Genomic DNA, 19,242 nt, shown 5'->3' with positions numbered 1-19,242 from the left:
CTTGGATACGCGGTCGCTTAGTCGCGACGACGACGTCCGCGATCGCCACCACGATCACCGCCGCCTTCGCGCTTGGGACGGCCGCCGGTGTCGTCCGACAGAGGCTCTTCGCCACGCTCGGCGCGTTCGGCGTTGATCTTGTCGGTCAGGTCTTCACCCGTGGTCTGATCGACGATCTTCATCGACAGCTTGGTCTTGCCGCGATCGTCGAAGCCCAGGAACTTGACCTTCACTTCTTGACCTTCCGACAGGACGTCGGCCGGGTTGGCGACGCGTTCCAGAGCGATCTGGGACACGTGGACCAGGCCGTCCTTGGCGCCGAAGAAGTTCACGAAGGCGCCGAAATCGACGACCTTGACGACCTTGCCGGAGTAGATGGTTCCGACTTCCGGCTCCGAGGCGATGGACTGGATCCAGGCCTTGGCGGCGTCGATCTTCTCCTGGTCGTTGGCGGCGACCTTGATGGTGCCGTCATCGCCGATGTCGATCTTAGCGCCGGTCTTCTCGACGATCTCGCGAATGACCTTGCCGCCCGAACCGATCACTTCACGGATCTTGTCGACCGGGATCTTGACCGTTTCGATCTTGGGAGCGTGCTCGCCCAGTTCGGTGCGCGGCGCGTCCATGGCTTTGGACATCTCGTCCAGGATGTGGAGGCGACCGGCCGAAGCCTGAGTCAGAGCCTGCTTCATGATCTCCTTGGTGATGCCGGCGACCTTGATGTCCATCTGAAGGCTGGTGATGCCTTCCGACGTGCCGGCGACCTTGAAGTCCATGTCGCCCAGGTGATCTTCGTCACCCAGGATGTCCGACAGGATGGCGAACTCGCCCGACGGCTCCAGGATCAGGCCCATGGCGATGCCCGAGACCGGACGGATCAGCGGAACGCCCGCATCCATCAGAGCCAGCGAAGCGCCGCAGACCGTGGCCATCGAGGACGAGCCGTTCGACTCGGTGATCTCGGAGACCAGACGGATGGTGTAGGGGAAGTCTTCCTTGCTCGGCAGCATCGGACGAACCGCGCGCCAGGCCAGCTTGCCGTGACCGATCTCGCGACGGCCGGGCGAACCCATGCGGCCCGCTTCACCCACCGAATAGGGGGGGAAGTTGTAGTGCAGCAGGAAGCTCTCTTTGTAGGTGCCCGACAGGCTGTCGATGTACTGCTCGTCCTCGCCGGTGCCGAGCGTGGCGACGACCAGGGCCTGGGTTTCCCCACGCGTGAACAGGGCCGAACCGTGGGTGCGCGGCAGGACGCCGACTTCCGACACGATGGCGCGAACCTTGTCGAGGGCGCGGCCGTCGACGCGGTGCGCGTTCTCGATGATGTCGCGACGCAGGACTTCGGCTTCGCATTCCTTGAAGGCGGCCGAGAACTTGGAGCCGTCGACGCCGTCGGGGTTCTCGTCGGTCTTCACCAGCTTGGCGGCGGCGGTCTTCTTGGCGGCGTCGACGCCCGAGCGGCGGTCGTACTTGCCGGCGTGGGTGTAGGCGGCCTTGATGTCTTCGCCGACCAGCGACTTGATCGAGGCGACGACGCCCGAGTGATCTTCGGCCTGGAAGTCGAAGGGCTCCTTGGCGGCGTGTTCGGCCAGTTCGATGATGGCGTCGATCACCGGCTGCATGCCCGCGTGCGCGAACATCAGGGCTTCGAGCATCTTCTCTTCCGACAGCTCCTTGGCTTCGGATTCGACCATCATCAGGGCGTCCTGGGTGCCGGCGACCACCAGGTCCAGCTCCGAGGTCGCGATCAGGTCGATATGCGGGTTCAGCACCAGCTCGCCGTCGATCAGGCCGACGCGTGCGGCGCCGATGGGGCCCATGAAGGGCACGCCCGAAATGGTCAGGGCGGCCGAGGCGGCGACCAGGCCGACGATGTCCGGATCGTTCTCCATGTCGTGCTGCAGCACGGTCACGACGACCTGGGTCTCGTTCTTGAAGCCCTTGACGAACAGGGGGCGGATCGGACGGTCGATCAGGCGGGAAACCAGGGTTTCCTTCTCGGTCGGACGGCCTTCACGCTTGAAGTAGCCGCCCGGAATCTTGCCGGCGGCGAAGGTCTTTTCCTGGTAGTTGACCGTCAGGGGGAAGAAATCCAGGCCCGGCTTGGGCGAGCGGCCATAGACGACGGTGGCCAGAACCACGGTCTCGCCGTAGGTCGCCAGCACGGCGCCGTCGGCCTGGCGAGCGATGCGGCCCGTTTCCAGGGTCAGCGGGCGTCCGGCCCAGTCGATCGTCTTGCGTTTGATATCGAACATATTTCGTCTTTCGTATCCCGGGCGGCGTATTCCGCGCGGGGTCCCATCATGGGGCGGATGCGTCGGCGTTCAGTCCTTCGATCCAGAGGTCGCCGCGCCATCGCGATCGACCGGGAGAGGACCGGCATGGCCCTCGCAACTGCGCCGTAAGTCCTGCGGCGCACAGGTCGTGTCTAGTTGCACAACGAGGCGCGGACGTGACCGTCCGCGCCTCGAAAGCGTATTCTACACTGATCCGACGCCTTAGCGACGCAGGCCCAGCTTGGCGATGAGCGCTTGGTAGCGGTCGGCGTCGACCTTGGTGAGGTGGTCGAGCAGGCGGCGACGTTGCGACACCATCTTCAGAAGGCCACGACGCGAGTGGTTGTCCTTCTTGTGGGTCTTGAAGTGTTCGGTGAGGTTGGCGATGCGTTCCGACAGGATCGCGACCTGAACCTCGGCCGAGCCGGTGTCGCCAGCGGTGCGGGCGTTATCGGCGATGATCTCGTGCTTGCGTTCAGCAGTAACCGACATCGAAAGTCTCCCTTGATGGCCTACCGCGCTTTCGCGCTACTTGAGGCCGGGTTGGAGTCCCCTGATCAGGCGATCAGGAAAGATTGAAAACGCGGTCGGGTTCTAACCGGCCGGCCCGCAACTGACAGAGTGCGACGAGGGTCTGGCCCTGAAAGGCTGAAACCGTGCGCGAACCGTCGCGAAGACGATCCTTGAGGGTTTCCACCTGACGGGGGAGCAGAACGATCGGGCGTCCCTGCCGAAGCGAGAAGGCGTCCTGTTCCGTCACGGCCAGCTCCGGGATGTCGTCCAGAGCGGTCGCAACGGCAAGCAAGCCTTCCGAGGCGGCGCCCCTATGCACCATTTCCTCCAGAGAATCCAGAGTGACGGCGTTTTGCGTGCTGAACGGCCCGACCAGCTCGCGCCGCAGGGCCGACACATGACCCTCGGCGCCCAGCACGACGGCCAGGTCGCGCGCCAGCGAGCGGACATAGACGCCCTTGCCGGTGCGGATGGTCAGTTCGACGTGGTCGGCGTCCGGCGCATCGCTGACCTCGGCCGAATGGATGGTCACGCGGCGGGACTGAAGTTCGAACTCCACCCCGTCGCGGGCCAGGTCATAGGCCCGCGCGCCGTCCACCTTGATGGCTGAAAAGCGGGGCGGGGTCTGGTCGATCTCGCCGACGAAGGCCGGCAGCGCCGCCTTTACCGCCTCGACCGTGGGGCGGACATCGGAACGGCCGATGATTTCGCCCTCTCGGTCCACGCTGTCGGTCGAGACGCCCCAGTTGATGGTGAAGCGATAGACCTTCTGCGCCTCCATCATCATCGGCACGGTCTTGGTCGCCTCGCCCAGCGCGATGGGCAGGATGCCGCTGGCCAGCGGGTCCAGCGTCCCGGCGTGACCGGCCTTCTGGGCGTTGAACAGTCGGCGAATGCGGCTGACAGCCTCGGTCGACCCCATCTCGAACGGCTTGTCCAGGCAGACCCAGCCGTCGACGATGTCGCCCTTCTTGCGACGGCCCATCTAGATCCTCCACCGCGCAGCGGGGGAGGGGGACCGCGCAGCGGTGGAGGGGGCGGACGCAAGGCCGGTGTCTGGGGTCGCCCCCTCCACCACGCTGCGCGCGGTCCCCATCCCCCGTGAAGGACGGGGGAGGATCATTGGGCGTCGTCTCCTTCGTCGTCGCGGGCCGCGAGGTCGGCCTGGATGCGCGGATCGGCGAACAGCTTGTCCATGTGGTTGGCGGCGCCGAAGCTCTCGTCGTGGCGGAACTTCAGGTCGGGCGTGAACTTCATGTCCAGCCGACGACCCAGCTGACCGCGGATGAACTTGGCGTGGACGTTCAGGGCCTTGATGATCTCGCTCTCATGGCCGTTGGTCGCAGCGGCCTCAACGCCGGCGCCCAGGGGCTCGACGAAACAGGTGGCGTGCTTCAGGTCCGGCGACAGGCGCACCTCGGTCACGGTGATGGACACGTCGGCCAGGGCTTCGTCGCGGATGTCCTCCTCGCGCAGGATGTCGACCAGGGCGTGACGGATCAGCTCGCCGGCGCGCAGCTGGCGCTGGCTGGGCGCTTTTCCCGCCGGGCTAGAGGTGGAGGAACTGCGGGTATATTGTTTGTGGGCCATCGGCCTCTCCTTCTTGTTCGCCCGCCGGGGCTCGGACCCGGCCGGATAAGCGAAAGTCGGGCGGTCTAGTCTCGCGACGGCCTCATGTCCAGTTTTCGCTCCCGTTCGGCCGCCCGCACGGACCGCATCACTTCGGCCGAGGTGATCGACTGGACCGGGCGGACAGGAACCCCGCCGGCGTTCAGCACCCCGGCTGTCCAGTGGTTGCACAGATGCAGGATGGAAAAGGTCTCGCGACTGGCGAAGAAGCGCGCATCGTCGCCGGGGCGGTCGGTGGCGATGCGGGGCGCGCCGTCCGACAGGTCTAGCGACGCCTCCACGCGGGCGGTCAGGCGGTCGAACTGGGCGCTCGTCAGGGTCAGGGTGGCGCTGTCCTCGCCATAGCTGAGGCGTGGATCGGCAGCCACGGGATCCAGCATGACGACGGAAGGGTTGCCGGGGCGGAAGAAGGCGCGGACCCCGTCGGGCAGGCGGTCTGAGATCGGGCTCTGGTCCACATAGAACCGGGCGTCGCCCCAGCCGATCAGGATCCAGTCGCCGGGCGCCAAGCCCGCGACGGCGCGCGCCAGAGGGCCGCCGCGTCGCACCAGCGCCTCGCGCGGCACGGCCAGATCGGTGTGGAACCCGTTGTCGAGCACCTGAACGACGACGATGTCCGGCGCATCGGACGGCTTCGCATCGCCAGGTTTCGTCCAGGTCAGCAGCGCGACAACCGCCCCGATCAGGACAGCCAGCACCAGCCCCCGCATCATCGGCTCAGGTCCAGAACGGCGCACAGTCGATCGTCGGGCGTCAGGGCGCCGGGCGGCGGCCCCTGCCGGACCGGCATCATGACGAAGCCGTCGCGCCGCACCGCCAGCGCCAGCCAGCCGACGGGGTGCCCCGCGCAAAGCCGGGTATCCTCTTCCGCCGTCACACGACGGATCTCGATCTGCGCCTGGGTCGGCACGGTCATGGCGTCGGCGAAGATCGTGGAGACGCTGGCCTGCTGATCGGCTGGGACCAGTCGATGCGGCTCGGACTTCAGCGTCCCGCCCGTGTGGGTCGACAGCGCGCCGCCCTCGATTTCGATCACCAGCGCCGATCCGGCCGTGGCGTATCGGCCGGCCAGCACCACGTCCGCGACCTCGACCATGCCGGACGGGCGATGCAGCGCGGGATCATCCGCCGGTTCGATCAGGCGATACACCGCCGGCTCCACCACCAGCGCGCCCAGCGTGAACAGGGCGAAGGCGCCGAAGCCGACCGCCACGATCCATTTCAGCGATGGCGGGGCGGTCGCGCTCATGCGACCAGTCTAGAGGAACAGGGGTTGAGGAATGGTCACCCGCCCCTGATGCATCTAGTTTCGGCCGGGACGACGCGTCGGGTCGGTCAACTGGAACAGTCGCGCCGACAGGTTCGACGCCGGTTGCAGCGCCGTCAGCTGTGTACGGGTGCGCGCCCCCTGCGGATCGGTGATGGTCCATTCCTGCAAGCGCATCGGATTGCCGGCGAAGGCCAGGATCACCTGCCCGTCGTTCGGACGGTTGGCGTCGCGGGCCGTGATGGCGAAGGCGCCGGACGCCATCCGTGTCACGCGCTCGATGCGGACGCCCTGGTCCAGCCGGACGTTGCGCGCCAGGAAGGTGGACAGGGGCGTGCGGCCCAGCGGCACCTGCTGGAAGGTGTTCAGTCGGGGGTCGTAGCGTTTGACGTTATAGCCGTCCGACACCACCAGCAGCCCGGCGGGATTGGTGTATTCGAACCGCATCTTGCCGGGACGCTGCAGATAGAACCGCCCCTGACGGCTCTGGCCGTTGGGCCCCGTCTCGGTGAACGTGCCTTGCGCCGAGGTCAGGGCCTGCAGATAGCCCTGCGCCTGTTGAACCACCGCGCGGTCGTCGGCCGACAGGTTGGATTGGGCCTGGGCGGCGTCGAACACACCCAGAGCGGCGAACCCGGTCAGAAGTCCTGCGCCCAGCAGCAGGCTGCGGCGCTGAAGGTCGGTCGGAGCGATGGCGAGCGTCTTGGAGGTCATGAAGTCCGTCTCCCGTTCGGGATGGTTGTCGATCCTGCCGTCTTGCCCGGTCGGCTTGGCGTCGGAATGACGCGAGCCTGACCATATTCCGGCGCTGCGATGAAGCCCTGTTCATCGAAATGCTGAAGCTTGGACACGATAGCGGGGTGGAGAACGGACACGCGCGCTTAGGGTTGCGCGTGATCTTTTCCCTCCCCGCTCCGGGGAGGGGGGTCGCGAAGCGACCGGGTGGGGGCGGCCGGCAAGGCTGTACCGACCTGACGAAGACGGATTGAGCGACGTTTCACCCTGCCGCCCCCACCCGGTCTCGCCTACCGCTCGACCACCCTCCCCCGCGGTGGAGGGAAAGTCTGGGTATCGGCCATCACACCATCGGCGGCGGGCCGGCCAGGACGTCGCGCTTGCCGGCGTGGTTGGCGGGGCTGACCACGCCCTCCTGTTCCATCCGCTCGATCAGGGAGGCGGCGCGGTTGTAGCCGATCTGGAGCCGGCGCTGGACGTAGCTGGTCGAGGCCTTGCGGTCGCGGGTCACCACAGCCACGGCGCGGTCATACAGATCGTCGCCCGAGCCGCCTGCGCCCCCGTCGTCCATTGCGCCGTCGGCGTCGCCGTCCGGTTCGTCGGTGATCAGGTCCAGATAGTCGGGCTCGGCCTGGGCCTTCAGGTGTTTGCAGACGTCCTCGACTTCCTTGTCGTCCACGAAGGGGCCGTGCAGGCGGGTGATCCGACCGCCGCCGGCCATATAGAGCATGTCGCCCTGGCCCAGCAGCTGCTCGCCGCCCTGTTCGCCCAGGATGGTGCGGCTGTCGATCTTGGACGTGACCTGGAAGGAGATGCGCGTCGGGAAGTTGGCCTTGATGGTGCCGGTGATGACGTCCACCGATGGGCGTTGCGTCGCCATGATCAGGTGGATGCCGGCGGCGCGGGCCATCTGGGCCAGGCGCTGGACCGCGCCCTCGACGTCCTTGCCGGCGACCAGCATCAGGTCGGCCATCTCGTCCATGACCACGACGAGGAAGGGCAGGGGCTCGGGCCGGATCTTTTCGGACTCGTAGACCGGGCGGCCCTGGTCGTCGAAGCCGGTCTGGACCGTGCGCTCGAAATGCTCGCCCTTGGCCTGGGCCTCGCGGGCGCGCTCGTTGTAGGAGGCGATGTTGCGAACGCCCAGTTTGGACATGCGGCGATAGCGATCCTCCATCTCGCGCACCGTCCATTTCAGGGCGACGACCGCCTTCTTCGGATCGGTGACGACCGGCGCCAGCAGATGCGGGATGCCGTCATAGACCGACAGCTCCAGCATCTTGGGGTCGATCATGATGAAGCGGCATTCGGCCGGGCTGTGGCGATACAGGATCGACAGGATCATGGCGTTGACCCCGACCGACTTGCCCGAGCCGGTGGTGCCCGCGATCAGCAGGTGGGGCATGCGGGCCAGGTCGGCGACATAGGGCTCGCCGCCGATGGTTTCGCCCAGGGCGAGCGGCAGCAGGTGACTTTTCTTGTCGTATTCTGCGCTGGCCAGCAGGTCGCGCAGATAGACGGTCTCACGCTTGGCGTTGGGCAGTTCGATGCCGATGGCGTTGCGTCCCTGAACCACCGAGATGCGGCAGGCGCGGGCGGACATGGAACGCGCGATGTCGTCGGACAGGGCCACGACGCGGCCGTGTTTCACGCCCGGCGCGGGGACCAGTTCGTAAAGGGTGACGACGGGGCCGGGGCGGATCTGATCGATCACGCCGCGCACGCCGAACTCCTGCAGGACGCCTTCCAGCATCTTGGCGTTCTGCTTCAGCGAATCCTCATCGACCGCACCCACGCGCTGGGGGGGCTTGGTCAAGATGCCCAGCGGCGGCAGGTCGAAATCGCCCTCGGGCCGCACGAAGTCGAAGGCCTGCTGGTCCACGTCGTCCTTGCGGGCCTTGGGCGCCTTGACCGCGGCGACGCGCGGCTCGACAGGGCGGGCGGCCGACGGGCGCGGCGCGGGCTGGACGGCGTCGTCCTCCCACGGCGGCAGGTCATCATAGGCGGTCTGGGGCGCATCTGCGGGCGCGGCTTGCGAAGACTCCTCGGGCGGGGGCGCGGCGCGGGGCGTGCGGGCCTTGGCCGGCGCTTTTTCGCGGGCAGGCTGGGCCGCAGCGCGGGGTGCGGCGGCCGGGCGCAGAGACTTGCCCCAATGCAGGGCATCGATGAAGTCCATGGCGCGCAGGCCGATGGCGAAACCGACCAGCCACAGCCCGACGATGAGGAAGATGACGCCGGCGATGATCCGGCCGCCGGGAATGTGCAGGGCGCCGATCCCGCGCGCCGCCAGACCCGTGACCGCATCACCCCACAGGCCGCCGAGACCGGCCGCCAGGGGCCAGGCGGCCGGCGCGGCCGGCGCCGCCAGGGCGCTGGAGAGCAGCAGCACCCCGCCGGTCGCGGCGAAGGCTTTCAGCGGCGAGGGCTTGAGCCTCTGCTGGATCGCATCACCGACCGCGCGGGCCAGGCCGAAGGCGACCAGCAACAGGGCGGCGGGCCAGGCGGCGAGGCCCAGCGACTGCATGAACAGATCGGCGAACAGGGCGCCGTTCGCCCCCAGCCAGTTGGTGGTCGGCAGGCTGGAGGCCGCATTCAGACTCGCATCCGCCGGATTCCACGACACCAGGGCGACCAGCAGCAGGGTCGCCAGCAAGGCCTGCAACACCCCCCTGAACCGCACCACAAAGGGCGCGTCCCACAGGATGCGGGCGCTGATCCAGGCCTGACGGCTGATGGCGAGGGCGGTGGACATGGGAGGGCGAACCCTGACGACGAAAGGATACTCACCCCCTTCTCGCACCCCCAGGGTTAAGGGGCTGTTTACCAGCTTGGCCTTTGGGGGCGGACAATCCGCCCACTGGACCTTTGGCCTCGGCGGCGCGAAAAGCCTGTCATGGCCGACACCGAACGCTACGACATCGTCATCGCCGGCGCAGGGCTGACCGGGGCGGCGTTCGCCCTGGCGGCGGCGCAAGGCGGGTTGAAGGTCGTGATGGTCGATCCCCAACCGTTCAGCGCCCAGATGGCGCCGACGTTCGACGGGCGTTCGACGGCCGTGGCCTTCTCGACCTTCCGCATGTTGGACGCCCTGGGTCTGGGAGAGACCTTGCGTCCCCACGCCTGTCGGATGGACCATATTCTGGTGACGGACGGCCGTCGGCCGGGCGCCGCCAGCCGCAAGCCCTCGCCCGCCTTCCTGCGCTTTGACGCCGACGAGATCGGCGGGCGCACCGGGGGCGAGCCGCTCGGATACATGGTCGAGAACCGCCGGATTCGTGTCGCCCTGGCCGAAGCCGTGACGCGGGCGGGGATCGAAGTTCGCGCGCCGGCGACCGTCGCCAGCGTCGAGACCGACGCGGGCAAGGCGACCGTGACCCTGGCCGATGGATCGACGCTGATCGCACCCCTGGTCGTCGGCGCCGAGGGCCGTGGCTCGACCGTGCGCCGCGCCGCCGGGATCGAGACCGTCGGCTGGGGCTATGGCCAGAGCGGCGTGGTGGCCACGGTCCGGCTGGGCCGCGATCACGGCAATATCGCCCACGAATATTTCCTGCCCAGCGGCCCCTTCGCCATCCTGCCCCTGACGGATCAGCGCGCCAGTCTGGTCTGGACCGAGACGACGCGGCGGGGCGAGGCCTTGCGCGACGCGTCCGACGAGGCCTTCCACGCCCATCTGATGCGGCGGTTCGGCGAGTTTCTGGATGGGGCGACGGTCGAGGGGCCGCGTTTCGTCTATCCGCTGGCGCTCAGCCTGGCCGAGAAACTGGTCGCCCCGCGCATCGCCCTGATCGGAGACGCCGCGCACGGGGTTCACCCCGTCGCGGGCCAGGGGCTGAACATGGGGCTGAAGGACGCCGCCGCCCTGGCGGAGGTGCTGGCGGAGGCCGCAAGGCTGGGCGAAGACCTGGGCGCCGAGACGGTTCTGGAGCGCTACGCCCGTTGGCGCCGGTTCGACAATGCGGCCCTGGCGGCGGGCTTCGACGCCTTCGTGCGGCTGTTCTCCAACGATATCGCGCCGGTGCGTCTGGCGCGCGATCTGGGCATGGCGGCGGTCAATCGGATCGGGCCGTTGCGCCGGGCCTTCATGCAGGAGGCCGGCGGCGCGACGGGCGACCTGCCACGCCTGCTGCGTGGCGAGGCGGTGGTTTAGTTCAACTGCATCCGCACGCGTTCGAACGTCGTGAACCGCCGCGCCTCCTCTGCCCCGTCGAGGCCGTGGGCGCGCGATAGGGCCTGCAGCGAGCCGGCCAGCGCCCCCTGTTTCTCGCGCGCCGATGCGACGTCGAGCCAGGGCCGGTGGTCGTCGGGGTCCAACAGGGCGCGGCGCAGGGCCGAGCGTTCTGCGGCCTCATAGTCCCGGCCGCGAATGGCGCGGCTGAACAGCACGTTCTGCAGCCGGATCAGGGACTGGCGATCCGTCACTGGCGCCATAAGGATGTCCAGCCGATCCGCGACGTGCGGCATCAGCCCGGCGCGAAGCGCACGGCGGGTCAGTTCGCTGGGCAGGATCAGCCGCCCTTGGCTGAACGGGTCCAGAGCCACCGGCCCCTCCGGCGTCTCGACGCGGATCATGAAATGGCCGGGGAAGTCCACGCCCGCCGCCGTGATCCCCGCCTCCCGCGCCGCATGCAGGTAGAAGACGGCCAGGGCGGCCGACAGGCCGCGCCGCCGCTCGGCCACCGCGATGATGTCGGTGTTTCCGGGATGATCGAAATGGATCAGGTCGCCGTTCAGCCGAAGGTCCGCGCACAGGGTCTCGGACAGGGCCTCGTCGGGGCCTTCGCCGCCGATCCGTTCCTTCAACCGCTCGCAGGCGTTGCGGGCGAGGGCGCGCACAGGCTCGGGATCGCGCAAGGGCTGGTCGTGGATGGCGCAGGCGATCGCAGCCTCCAGCAGGGGGAAGGCGTCGTCCTCGGCCTGACCGGCCGCGGTCAGGATGGCCTCGGCCTCCTCGCGCGTCATGCGATCCCTTCGTCAGCGCCTTTCGACGCCACGAAGATGACGTGGAACGCGCCAGGGAGCCAGCGCCACCATATCAATTCTCAAATCAAGACGTTGCAGCCCCGGCCGATTGCGTCGGATCGCCTCGCCCGCCGCGATCAGCCGGTCGTGCTGGTCGGGTTTCAGCGCCAGCATCGCCGCCTCCATCGTCGCGCGGCGCTTGACCTCGACGACGGCCAGCACATGGCCGCGACAGACCAGCAGATCGATCTCGCCGGCCCGGCTCTTGAGCCGAAAGCCCAGGACGCGATAGCCGCGCAGCATCAGCCAAAGCGCCGCGATCCATTCGGCGGCGTGACCGGCCTTGAACGCCGCCCCGCCCTTCGCCTGACGCCACGCCGCCTTGGGGCGACGCACGGGCGCGGGGCGAGGCAGACGCCGGTTCACTTGCCCTTCAGCTCCAGCGCGCGGCGATAGAGGGTCTTGCGGTTCAGCCCCAGGGCCTTGGCGACCTCCGAGGCGGCGTCGCCGGTCGACAGGGTCTGCAGGGCGTCGATCAGGGCGGCGTCTGCGTCGGCCTCGGTCGCCTGAACCTCTTCGCCGGGGCCGACGACCACGACGATCTCGCCCTTGGGACCGTCCAGGCGCGGATCGACGGCCAGCGCATCCAGCGTCCCGCGCACGCACTCTTCATAGAGTTTGGTCAGCTCGCGGGCGACGGCGGCGGGGCGCGGGCCCAGCACGGCGGCCATGTCGGTCAGGCTGTCCCTCAGGCGCGGCCCGCTTTCGAAGAAGACCAGGGTCTGGCGCTGACCCTTAAGGCCTTCCAGGGCGGCGGTGCGACCCGCCGTCTTGGGCGGCAGGAAGCCGGCGAACAACACCCGGTCGGCGGGCAGGCCGGCGATGCACAGGGCCGCCAGCAGGCTGGACGGGCCGGGGATCGGATGGACGGGCAGGCCCTCGGCGATCACCGCACGGGCGACGACGAAGCCGGGATCGCTGACCAGGGGCGTGCCCGCGTCCGACACCAGGGCCACGACCTGGCCCTCGCGAAGGCGTTCGATGGCCTGTTCGGCGGCGCGGCCGGACGCATGATCGTCGCAGCGTTCCAGCTTGGCCTTCAGCCCATAGGCCGCCAGAAGTTTGGCGGTGACGCGGGTGTCCTCAGCCAGCACCAGGTCGGCGGCGGCCAGTACGTCCAGCGCCCTCAGCGTCATGTCGCGCAGGTTTCCGATCGGGGTGGCGACCAGATACAGGCCCGGTTCCACCCGCCGGGGCGGCGGGGCGGCGGGTGGGAAGGGCGAAAGTTCGCTCAACGCTCGACCACGGCCGCCGGCGGACGCGGCGCCGAGGTCAGACCCGACCCCTGAAAGGCGGGACCGGCGTCATAGGCGGCGAAGGTGGCGGCGGTGATGATCTCCGAAACCGAAGCGCCCAGGGACACGATCTGAACCGGCTTCTCCAGGCCGACCAGCAGCGGGCCGATCACGGTCGCGCCGCCCAGGGCCTGGACCAGTTTGGTCGAGATGGCGGCCGAATGGATGGCGGGCATGACCAGGATGTTGGCGGGCTTGGTCAGGCGGTTGAAGGCGTAGGCCGAATGCCCCTTGGGATCGAGCGCGACCTCGGGCGGCATTTCGCCCTCGTATTCGAAATCGACGCCCTTCTTGTCCAGGATGCGGATGGCCTCGCGGACCTTCTCGGCGCGGTCGCCGGGCGGATTGCCGAAGGTCGAATAGCTGAGGAAGGCCACGCGCGGATTGCGGCCCAGCCTGCGCACCGTCTCGGCCGCCTTGACGGCAATGTCGGCCAGTTCTTCGGCGTTGGGCAGCTCGTGGATGGTGGTGTCGGCGACGAACAGGGTCCGGCCCTTGGCCAGCAGGATCGACAGGCCGATCAGGGTGTCCTCGACGTCCAGAACGCGCTGGACCTCCTTCAGCGCCATGTTGAAGTTGCGGGTTACGCCCGCGACCATGGCGTCGGCCCGGCCCTTGGCGACCAGGGTGGCGGCGAAATAGTTGCGGTCCTGGTTGATCATCCGCTGCACGTCGCGGCGCAGATAGCCCCGGCGCTGCAGTTTTTCGTACAGCCAGTCGGTGTCCTCGACATTGTGGTCCGAGACGCGGGCGTTGATGATCTCGATGCCCAGTTCGTCGAAGTTCAGACCCGCCTCGGCGGCGTTCTGACGGATCAAATCCTCACGCCCGACCAGAAGCGGCGTGCCCAGGTCGGCCTGTTTGAAGCCCCAGGCGGCGCGGATGACGGCCGGCTCCTCGCCCTCGGCGAAGACGACGCGCTTGTTCGGCCCGCCGCGCACGGCCGAGCTGATCTTCTGCATCAGGGCGGCGGACGGATCGACGCGCGAACGCAGGGCGTTGCGATAGGCGTCCATGTCCTCGATCTGGACGCGGGCCACGCCGGTATCCATCGCCGCCTGGGCGATGAAGGGCGGGATGTACCAGATCAGGCGCGGATCGAACGGCGTCGGAATGATGTAGTCCGGGCCGAACTTCAGCTTGCGCCCGCGATAGGCGGCGGCGACCTCGTCCGGCACATCCTCGCGCGCCAAGGCGGCCAGGGCCTGGGCGCAGGCGATCTTCATCTCGTGGTTCACGCGGCGCGCCCGCACGTCCAGCGCGCCCCGGAACAGATAGGGGAAGGCCAGGACGTTGTTGACCTGGTTCACATAGTCCGAGCGGCCTGTGGCGATGATGGCGTCCGAACGCACCGACTGGACGTCCTCGGGCGTGATCTCGGGATCGGGGTTGGCCATGGCGAAGATGATCGGATTGGGGGCCATCGACGCCACCATCTCCTTGGTGATCGCGCCCTTGGCCGACAGGCCCAGCACCACATCGGCGCCGACCATGGCCTCGGCTAAAGTGCGCAGCGGGGTGTCGGTCGCATGGGCGGCCTTCCACTGGTCCATGCCGTGTTCGCGGCCTTGATAGACCACGCCGTCCCGGTCGCAGATCACGGTGTTCTCGGCCTTAACGCCTGCGGCCTTCATCAGGGCGATGGACGACAGGCCCGCTGCCCCGGCGCCCGCCAGCACCACCTTGACCTCGTCCAGCTTCTTGCCCGCGACATGGCAGGCGTTGATCAGGCCGGCGGTCGAGATGATGGCCGTGCCGTGCTGGTCGTCATGGAAGACGGGGATGTCCAGCAGGTCCTGAAGCTCGCTCTCGATGACGAAACATTCCGGGGACTTGATGTCCTCCAGATTGATGCCGCCCCAGGTGTCGCCGATGTTCTTGACGACGGTGATGAACTCGTCCGGGTCGGTGGTCTTCACCTCGACGTCGAAGCTATCGACGTCGGCGAACCGCTTGAACAGGACCGACTTGCCTTCCATCACCGGCTTGGAGGCCATGTGGCCCAGATTGCCCAGGCCCAGGATGGCCGTGCCGTTCGAGATCACGGCGACCAGATTGCCCTTGGCCGTGTAGTCATAGGCTTTGTCCGCATCGGCGGCGATGGCCAGGACCGGCACGGCCACGCCCGGCGAATAGGCCAGCGACAGATCGCGCTGGGTCGCCATCGGCTTGGTCGGGGCCATGGAGATCTTGCCCGGCGTGGGGATGCGGTGGAAGTCGAGGGCTTCCTGATCTGAGAAGGTCTGTTTTTCGGTTTGATCGGGCATCGGTCGTCCAGGGCGTCGGCGGGGCTGTAACCCTTCGTGTCCTAGAGTGTGGGAACGGCCGCGCCAACCCTTGACGCGGAGGAAGCCGGGCAATCAGCCGAGAGGCTTGACGCGGGCGTCAACGTCAAGCGGTCAGATCGCCAGCATGCCCGTGCGTTCGATCTCGACCGGCCCGGTCATCAGCACATGATCGGTCTGCGCATCCCAGTCGATGACCATCTCGCCGCCGTCCACCACCACCGTCGCCTTGCGGTCCGTCAGGCCTCGCCGGGCCGTCGCGACCAGGGCGGCGCAGGCGCCGGTGCCGCAGGCTTTCGTCAGGCCGGCCCCGCGCTCCCAGACCCGCAGGCGGATGTGGTCGCGGTCCAGCACATTGGCGAAGCCGACATTGACCCCTTGCGGGAACAGCGGGTGATGCTCGACCAGCGAGCCGGATCCGGTGACGAATCCGTCGTCCTGGCGGTCGGTGAAGAAGACCACGTGCGGATTGCCCATGGAGACGGCGCCCGGCGTGTACAGGATCGGCGCATCGATCGGCCCGACCTGAAGCTCGATCCCGCGCGTGTCCATCTCCTCGGCCAACGGCACCTGGGTCCAGTCGAGCCGGGGCTTGCCCATGTCCACAGTCACGCGGTGGTCGCCGGCGCGGGTGGCGGTGGTCGGGCCGCCCGCCGTATCTATGACGACGCGATCCGCGCCGTTCGCCTGCATCAGCAGCCAACCGACGCAGCGCAGGGCATTGCCGCAGGTCTCGACCATCGACCCATCGGCGTTCCAGACCCGCATGAAGGCGTCGGCCGTCGCGGAGGGTTCGATGGCGATCAGCTGGTCGAACCCTTCGCCCGTCTCGCGGTCGCCCAGCGCGCGAATCTGGTCTTCGCCGGGAGCGAACGGCTGTTCCAGCGCATTGACGACGACGAAGTCATTGCCGGCGCCGTTCATCTTGACGAAAGGACGGGTCATGCAGGCCATATAGGCCGCGTGCGCGTTTCGCGAAATCTCCCTCGCCGTTCGTCCATGTCGGAACCGTTGGACATGCCGAGCCGTAAGCGGTTGAGTGCCCGGTGCATCAAGCTCGGCTTCGCCGGGACGAGCGGAAGGTTGATTTGTCTCAGACCGACACCGAATCCCGGCAGGACGGCCTGCGCCTGCGGGCGCGGCTGCGCTATCTGTATCATGGCTCGCAGCCTCCGGCGGTGCGGTTCCGGCTGACGGTCATCGTGATCGACCTGGCCATCATCGCCTTCTTCCTGGCGGCGCCGATCCTGAAGAATATGGGTTGGGCCTTCTATGCCCTGGATTATCTGATCGCCACAGTGCTCGCATTGGACCTCGCTGCGCGCGCCTATGCCTATGCGGACATCAAGGACTGGCTGAAGCGGCCCATCGTCTGGGTTGATCTGTTTGTGCTCGCGACCCTGTTGTTCCCGGCCTGGCTGTTCAACCTCGGCTTCCTGCGGATGCTGCGGCTGTGGACCTTGTTGAACTCGGATTTTTTCTGGCGAACCATCGGGGCTCGATTCGACGACACGCGGGTCGAAGGGATCGCGCGCGCCCTGGCCAACCTGATCACCTTCGTCTTCGTGGCGACCGGCTTCGTCTATGCGACGTTCAGAGGCCACGACGGCATTTCCGGCTATGTCGACGCTCTGTATTTCACCGTGGCGACCCTGACGACGACAGGCTTCGGAGATGTGACCCTGCCTGGCCCTTGGGGGCGACTGCTGTCGATCGCCGTCATGCTGGTGGGGATCACGTTGTTCCTGCGGCTCGCCCAGGCCCTGATCAAGCCGCACAAGGTGCGCTATCCGTGCGAGCGCTGCGGCCTGCAGACGCACGATCAGGACGCCGTCCACTGCAAGGCCTGCGGCAATCTGCTCTGCATCCCTGACGAAGGATCATGACAAAGCCGTAAGGTTCGGGCGGCGCGCTTGCCGCCCTAGGTCTCGCCGCTAAGGTGCCGGCGTCGTTTTTCGGGGACTGTCCATGATCCGCTCTTCCGCCGTCGCGCTCGCGGCCCTTCTCGCCTCCACCAGCCTGACTTCGGTATCCATGGCCCAGACCCCTTCATCTTCTCCCGCTCCCGCTCCCGCCCCCGCTTCCGGCGCTTTCGCGACCAGCGACGCGACCGATCCCTATCTGTGGCTGGAGGAGGTCGAGGGCGAGCGGGCGATGGAATGGGTCAAGGCCCACAACGACCGCACCTTCGCCGTTCTGCAGGGCGATGCGCGCTACGAACCGCTGCACCAGCAGGCGCTGGAGATCGTCCAGGCCCAGGACCGCATCCCCTCGCCGGGCTTCACCCACGACGGCCATATCGACAACTTCTGGCAGGACGCCCAGCATGTGCGCGGCGTCTGGCGCCGGACCACGCTGGACAGCTATCGCACTGCGACGCCGGAATGGCAGACCATCCTGGACATCGACGCCCTGGCGGCGGCCGAGGGCCAGAACTGGGTCTACAAGGGCGCGACCTGCCTGGCGCCTGAGGAACGCTATTGCCTGCTCAGCCTGTCGAACGGCGGCAAGGACGCGGTGACCCTGCGCGAGTTCGACAGCGTCGAGCGCAAGTTCGTCGAGGGCGGCATCGTCCTGCCGGAATCTAAAGGCGGCGCGTCCTGGATCGACAAGGACACCCTGCTGATCTCGCGCGACTTCGGTCCCGGCACCCTGACCGACTCGGGCTATCCGATGGTGGTCAAGCGCCTGAAGCGCGGTCAGGGCCTGGATCAGGCCGAGACCCTGTTCACCGGCAAGCCGACGGACGTCTCGGTGTCCGGCTATACGCTGCGCGACGCCGACGGGGTGGTGAAGGCGACGCTGATCAACCGTTCGGTGGACTTCTATTCGTCCGAGACCTGGCGGCTGACCGACGACGGCGCCCTGACCCAGCTTCAGCTGCCGGCCAAGTCCGACATCACCGGTCTGGTGGACGGGCGGCTGCTGGTGTCGTTGAAACAGGACTGGACCGCGCCGTCGGGCCAGGATTTCAAGACCGGCGACCTGATCGCCTGGCCGCTGGAGGCTTGGCTGGCCGATCAGGCGACCCCGGCCCAGCTGGTGCTGCGTCCGACCGAGCGTCAGGCGATCGAGGGCGTCAACGTCACGCGCAACCGTCTGGTCGTGGCCCTGTATGACAATGTGCGCGGCTCGGTGCGGGTCTATACGCCGGGTGATGGAGAATGGGCGCACACGACCCTGGACCTGCCGCAGAACGTCTCGGTCGGCATCGGCTCGGCCTCCGAGAAGGACGACAAGGTCTTCGTCAGCGTCACCGGTTATCTGAACCCGTCCAGCCTGTGGCTGGCCGATGCGGCGACCGGCGCGGTGGATCAGGTCAAGTCGATGCCGGCCAAGTTCGACGCCGCCGGCATGACGGTGGACCAGCACGAGGCCCGCTCGGCCGACGGCACGATGATCCCCTATTTCGTGGTCCATAAGGCGGACATGCCGCTGGACGGCTCGAACCCCACATTACTCTACGGCTACGGCGGGTTCGAAAGCTCGCTGCTGCCGGGCTATTCGGCGACGGTCGGCAAGCTGTGGCTTGAGCGCGGCGGGGTCTATGTCATCGCCAATACGCGCGGCGGCGGCGAGTTCGGCCCCCGCTGGCACGAGGCGGCCCTGCAGCAGAACCGCCAGCGCGCGCACGAGGACTTCCAGGCCGTGGCCCTGGACCTGACCCAGCGCAACATCACCAGCCAGCCCAAGCTGGGCATCATGGGCGGCTCGCAAGGCGGCCTGTTCATGGGGGCGATGCTGACGCAGCGGCCGGACCTCATCAACGCCGCCGTCATCCAGGTGCCCCTGTTCGACATGCTGCGCTTCCACAAGCTGCTGGCCGGCGCCTCGTGGATCGGCGAATACGGCAACCCCGACATCCCCGAACAGCGCGCCTGGATCGAGCAATATTCGCCCTATCAGAACCTGCGCGCCGGCCAGCCCTACCCGGAAGTCTTCATCCACACCTCGACCAAGGACGACCGCGTCCATCCGGGCCATGCCCGCAAGGCGGCGGCGCGTCTGGAGGAACTGGGCTATCCGGTCCTGTTCTACGAGAACGTCGATGGCGGCCATGCGGCCGGGGCGAACCTGCGCGAGACCGCGCGCCGCCTAGCGTTGGAATACACCTATCTGTCGCGCCGCCTGATGGACACGCCGGCGCAGGAATAGAACTCAATCCTCCCCCGTGAGCGCTTGCGAACGGGGGAGGGGGACCACGAAGTGGTGGAGGGGGC

At 67.7% G+C, this 19,242-nt stretch carries 16 protein-coding genes; 3 read left to right on the top strand and 13 right to left on the bottom strand.

Annotation, left to right across the window (positions count from 1 at the left end; all coding sequences use genetic code 11):
• Positions 1–17 precede the first annotated feature (17 nt).
• The 8 genes from pnp to EGY25_RS06695 form a co-directional block, all read right to left on the bottom strand.
• Positions 18–2,255 (bottom strand): polyribonucleotide nucleotidyltransferase, encoded by a 2,238-nt coding sequence (pnp, locus tag EGY25_RS06730; protein WP_135194258.1) that lies wholly within the window; start codon positions 2,253–2,255, stop codon positions 18–20.
• Between the two features lie 243 nt (positions 2,256–2,498).
• On the bottom strand, positions 2,499–2,768 hold the full coding sequence (gene rpsO, locus EGY25_RS06725) for a 30S ribosomal protein S15 (RefSeq protein WP_135194257.1): 270 nt from the start codon (positions 2,766–2,768) through the stop codon (positions 2,499–2,501).
• Between the two features lie 73 nt (positions 2,769–2,841).
• Positions 2,842–3,774 carry a tRNA pseudouridine(55) synthase TruB gene (gene truB / locus EGY25_RS06720; RefSeq protein ID WP_135194256.1) on the bottom strand — a complete coding sequence of 311 codons (933 nt, stop codon included), beginning with the start codon at positions 3,772–3,774 and terminating at the stop codon, positions 2,842–2,844.
• Between the two features lie 134 nt (positions 3,775–3,908).
• On the bottom strand, positions 3,909–4,379 hold the full coding sequence (gene rbfA / locus EGY25_RS06715) for a 30S ribosome-binding factor RbfA (protein WP_135194255.1): 471 nt from the start codon (positions 4,377–4,379) through the stop codon (positions 3,909–3,911).
• A gap of 65 nt (positions 4,380–4,444) precedes the next feature.
• The gene (locus tag EGY25_RS06710) at positions 4,445–5,155 is read right to left on the bottom strand and encodes a DUF2459 domain-containing protein (RefSeq protein WP_245159381.1); all 711 of its coding nucleotides are present in this window, start codon (positions 5,153–5,155) and stop codon (positions 4,445–4,447) included.
• Positions 5,128–5,667 carry a hypothetical protein gene (locus EGY25_RS06705; protein ID WP_135194254.1) on the bottom strand — a complete coding sequence of 180 codons (540 nt, stop codon included), beginning with the start codon at positions 5,665–5,667 and terminating at the stop codon, positions 5,128–5,130. The genes EGY25_RS06710 and EGY25_RS06705 overlap by 28 nt, the downstream gene beginning before the upstream one ends.
• A 54-nt stretch (positions 5,668–5,721) precedes the next feature.
• Entirely contained in the window at positions 5,722–6,399 is a 678-nt protein-coding gene (locus EGY25_RS06700) for a LolA family protein (protein ID WP_135194253.1), read from the bottom strand.
• 364 nt (positions 6,400–6,763) lie between these two features.
• Positions 6,764–9,172: a DNA translocase FtsK gene (locus EGY25_RS06695; protein ID WP_135194252.1), complete on the bottom strand. Its 2,409-nt coding sequence runs from the start codon at positions 9,170–9,172 to the stop codon at positions 6,764–6,766.
• A 141-nt stretch (positions 9,173–9,313) separates the two neighbouring features.
• On the opposite strand from EGY25_RS06695, the gene EGY25_RS06690 reads away from it, so the two are divergent.
• A complete protein-coding gene (locus tag EGY25_RS06690) occupies positions 9,314–10,570 on the top strand; it encodes a UbiH/UbiF/VisC/COQ6 family ubiquinone biosynthesis hydroxylase (protein WP_135194251.1) in 1,257 nt (418 codons plus the stop codon).
• Here the strand turns inward: EGY25_RS06690 and EGY25_RS06685 are convergent.
• From EGY25_RS06685 to dapF, 5 genes are all read right to left on the bottom strand, one after another.
• Complete coding sequence (locus EGY25_RS06685; protein WP_135194250.1) at positions 10,567–11,382, bottom strand: SirB1 family protein; 816 nt, start codon at positions 11,380–11,382, stop codon at positions 10,567–10,569. The genes EGY25_RS06690 and EGY25_RS06685 overlap by 4 nt on opposite strands.
• 12 nt (positions 11,383–11,394) lie before the next feature.
• The gene (locus tag EGY25_RS06680) at positions 11,395–11,808 is read right to left on the bottom strand and encodes a YraN family protein (RefSeq protein ID WP_135194249.1); all 414 of its coding nucleotides are present in this window, start codon (positions 11,806–11,808) and stop codon (positions 11,395–11,397) included.
• Positions 11,805–12,677: a 16S rRNA (cytidine(1402)-2'-O)-methyltransferase gene (rsmI, locus tag EGY25_RS06675; RefSeq protein WP_135194248.1), complete on the bottom strand. Its 873-nt coding sequence runs from the start codon at positions 12,675–12,677 to the stop codon at positions 11,805–11,807. Before rsmI ends, EGY25_RS06680 begins: the two co-directional genes overlap by 4 nt.
• Complete coding sequence (locus tag EGY25_RS06670) at positions 12,674–15,004, bottom strand: NADP-dependent malic enzyme (protein ID WP_135194247.1); 2,331 nt, start codon at positions 15,002–15,004, stop codon at positions 12,674–12,676. The genes rsmI and EGY25_RS06670 overlap by 4 nt, the downstream gene beginning before the upstream one ends.
• A 132-nt stretch (positions 15,005–15,136) precedes the next feature.
• Positions 15,137–15,967 (bottom strand): diaminopimelate epimerase, encoded by an 831-nt coding sequence (gene dapF / locus EGY25_RS06665; RefSeq protein WP_209308010.1) that lies wholly within the window; start codon positions 15,965–15,967, stop codon positions 15,137–15,139.
• Between the two features lie 143 nt (positions 15,968–16,110).
• Between dapF and EGY25_RS06660 the strand changes: the two genes are divergently transcribed.
• Entirely contained in the window at positions 16,111–16,908 is a 798-nt protein-coding gene (locus EGY25_RS06660) for a potassium channel family protein (RefSeq protein WP_135194245.1), read from the top strand.
• Between the two features lie 82 nt (positions 16,909–16,990).
• Entirely contained in the window at positions 16,991–19,177 is a 2,187-nt protein-coding gene (locus EGY25_RS06655; RefSeq protein WP_135194244.1) for a prolyl oligopeptidase family serine peptidase, read from the top strand.
• Positions 19,178–19,242 lie beyond the last annotated feature (65 nt).

It is taken from the genome of Brevundimonas intermedia (assembly GCF_004614235.1).
GTDB classification, from domain to species: domain Bacteria; phylum Pseudomonadota; class Alphaproteobacteria; order Caulobacterales; family Caulobacteraceae; genus Brevundimonas; species Brevundimonas intermedia_A.
The sequence above is the reverse complement of the archived record's forward strand: the minus strand, read 5'-3'. Positions and strand labels throughout refer to the sequence as shown.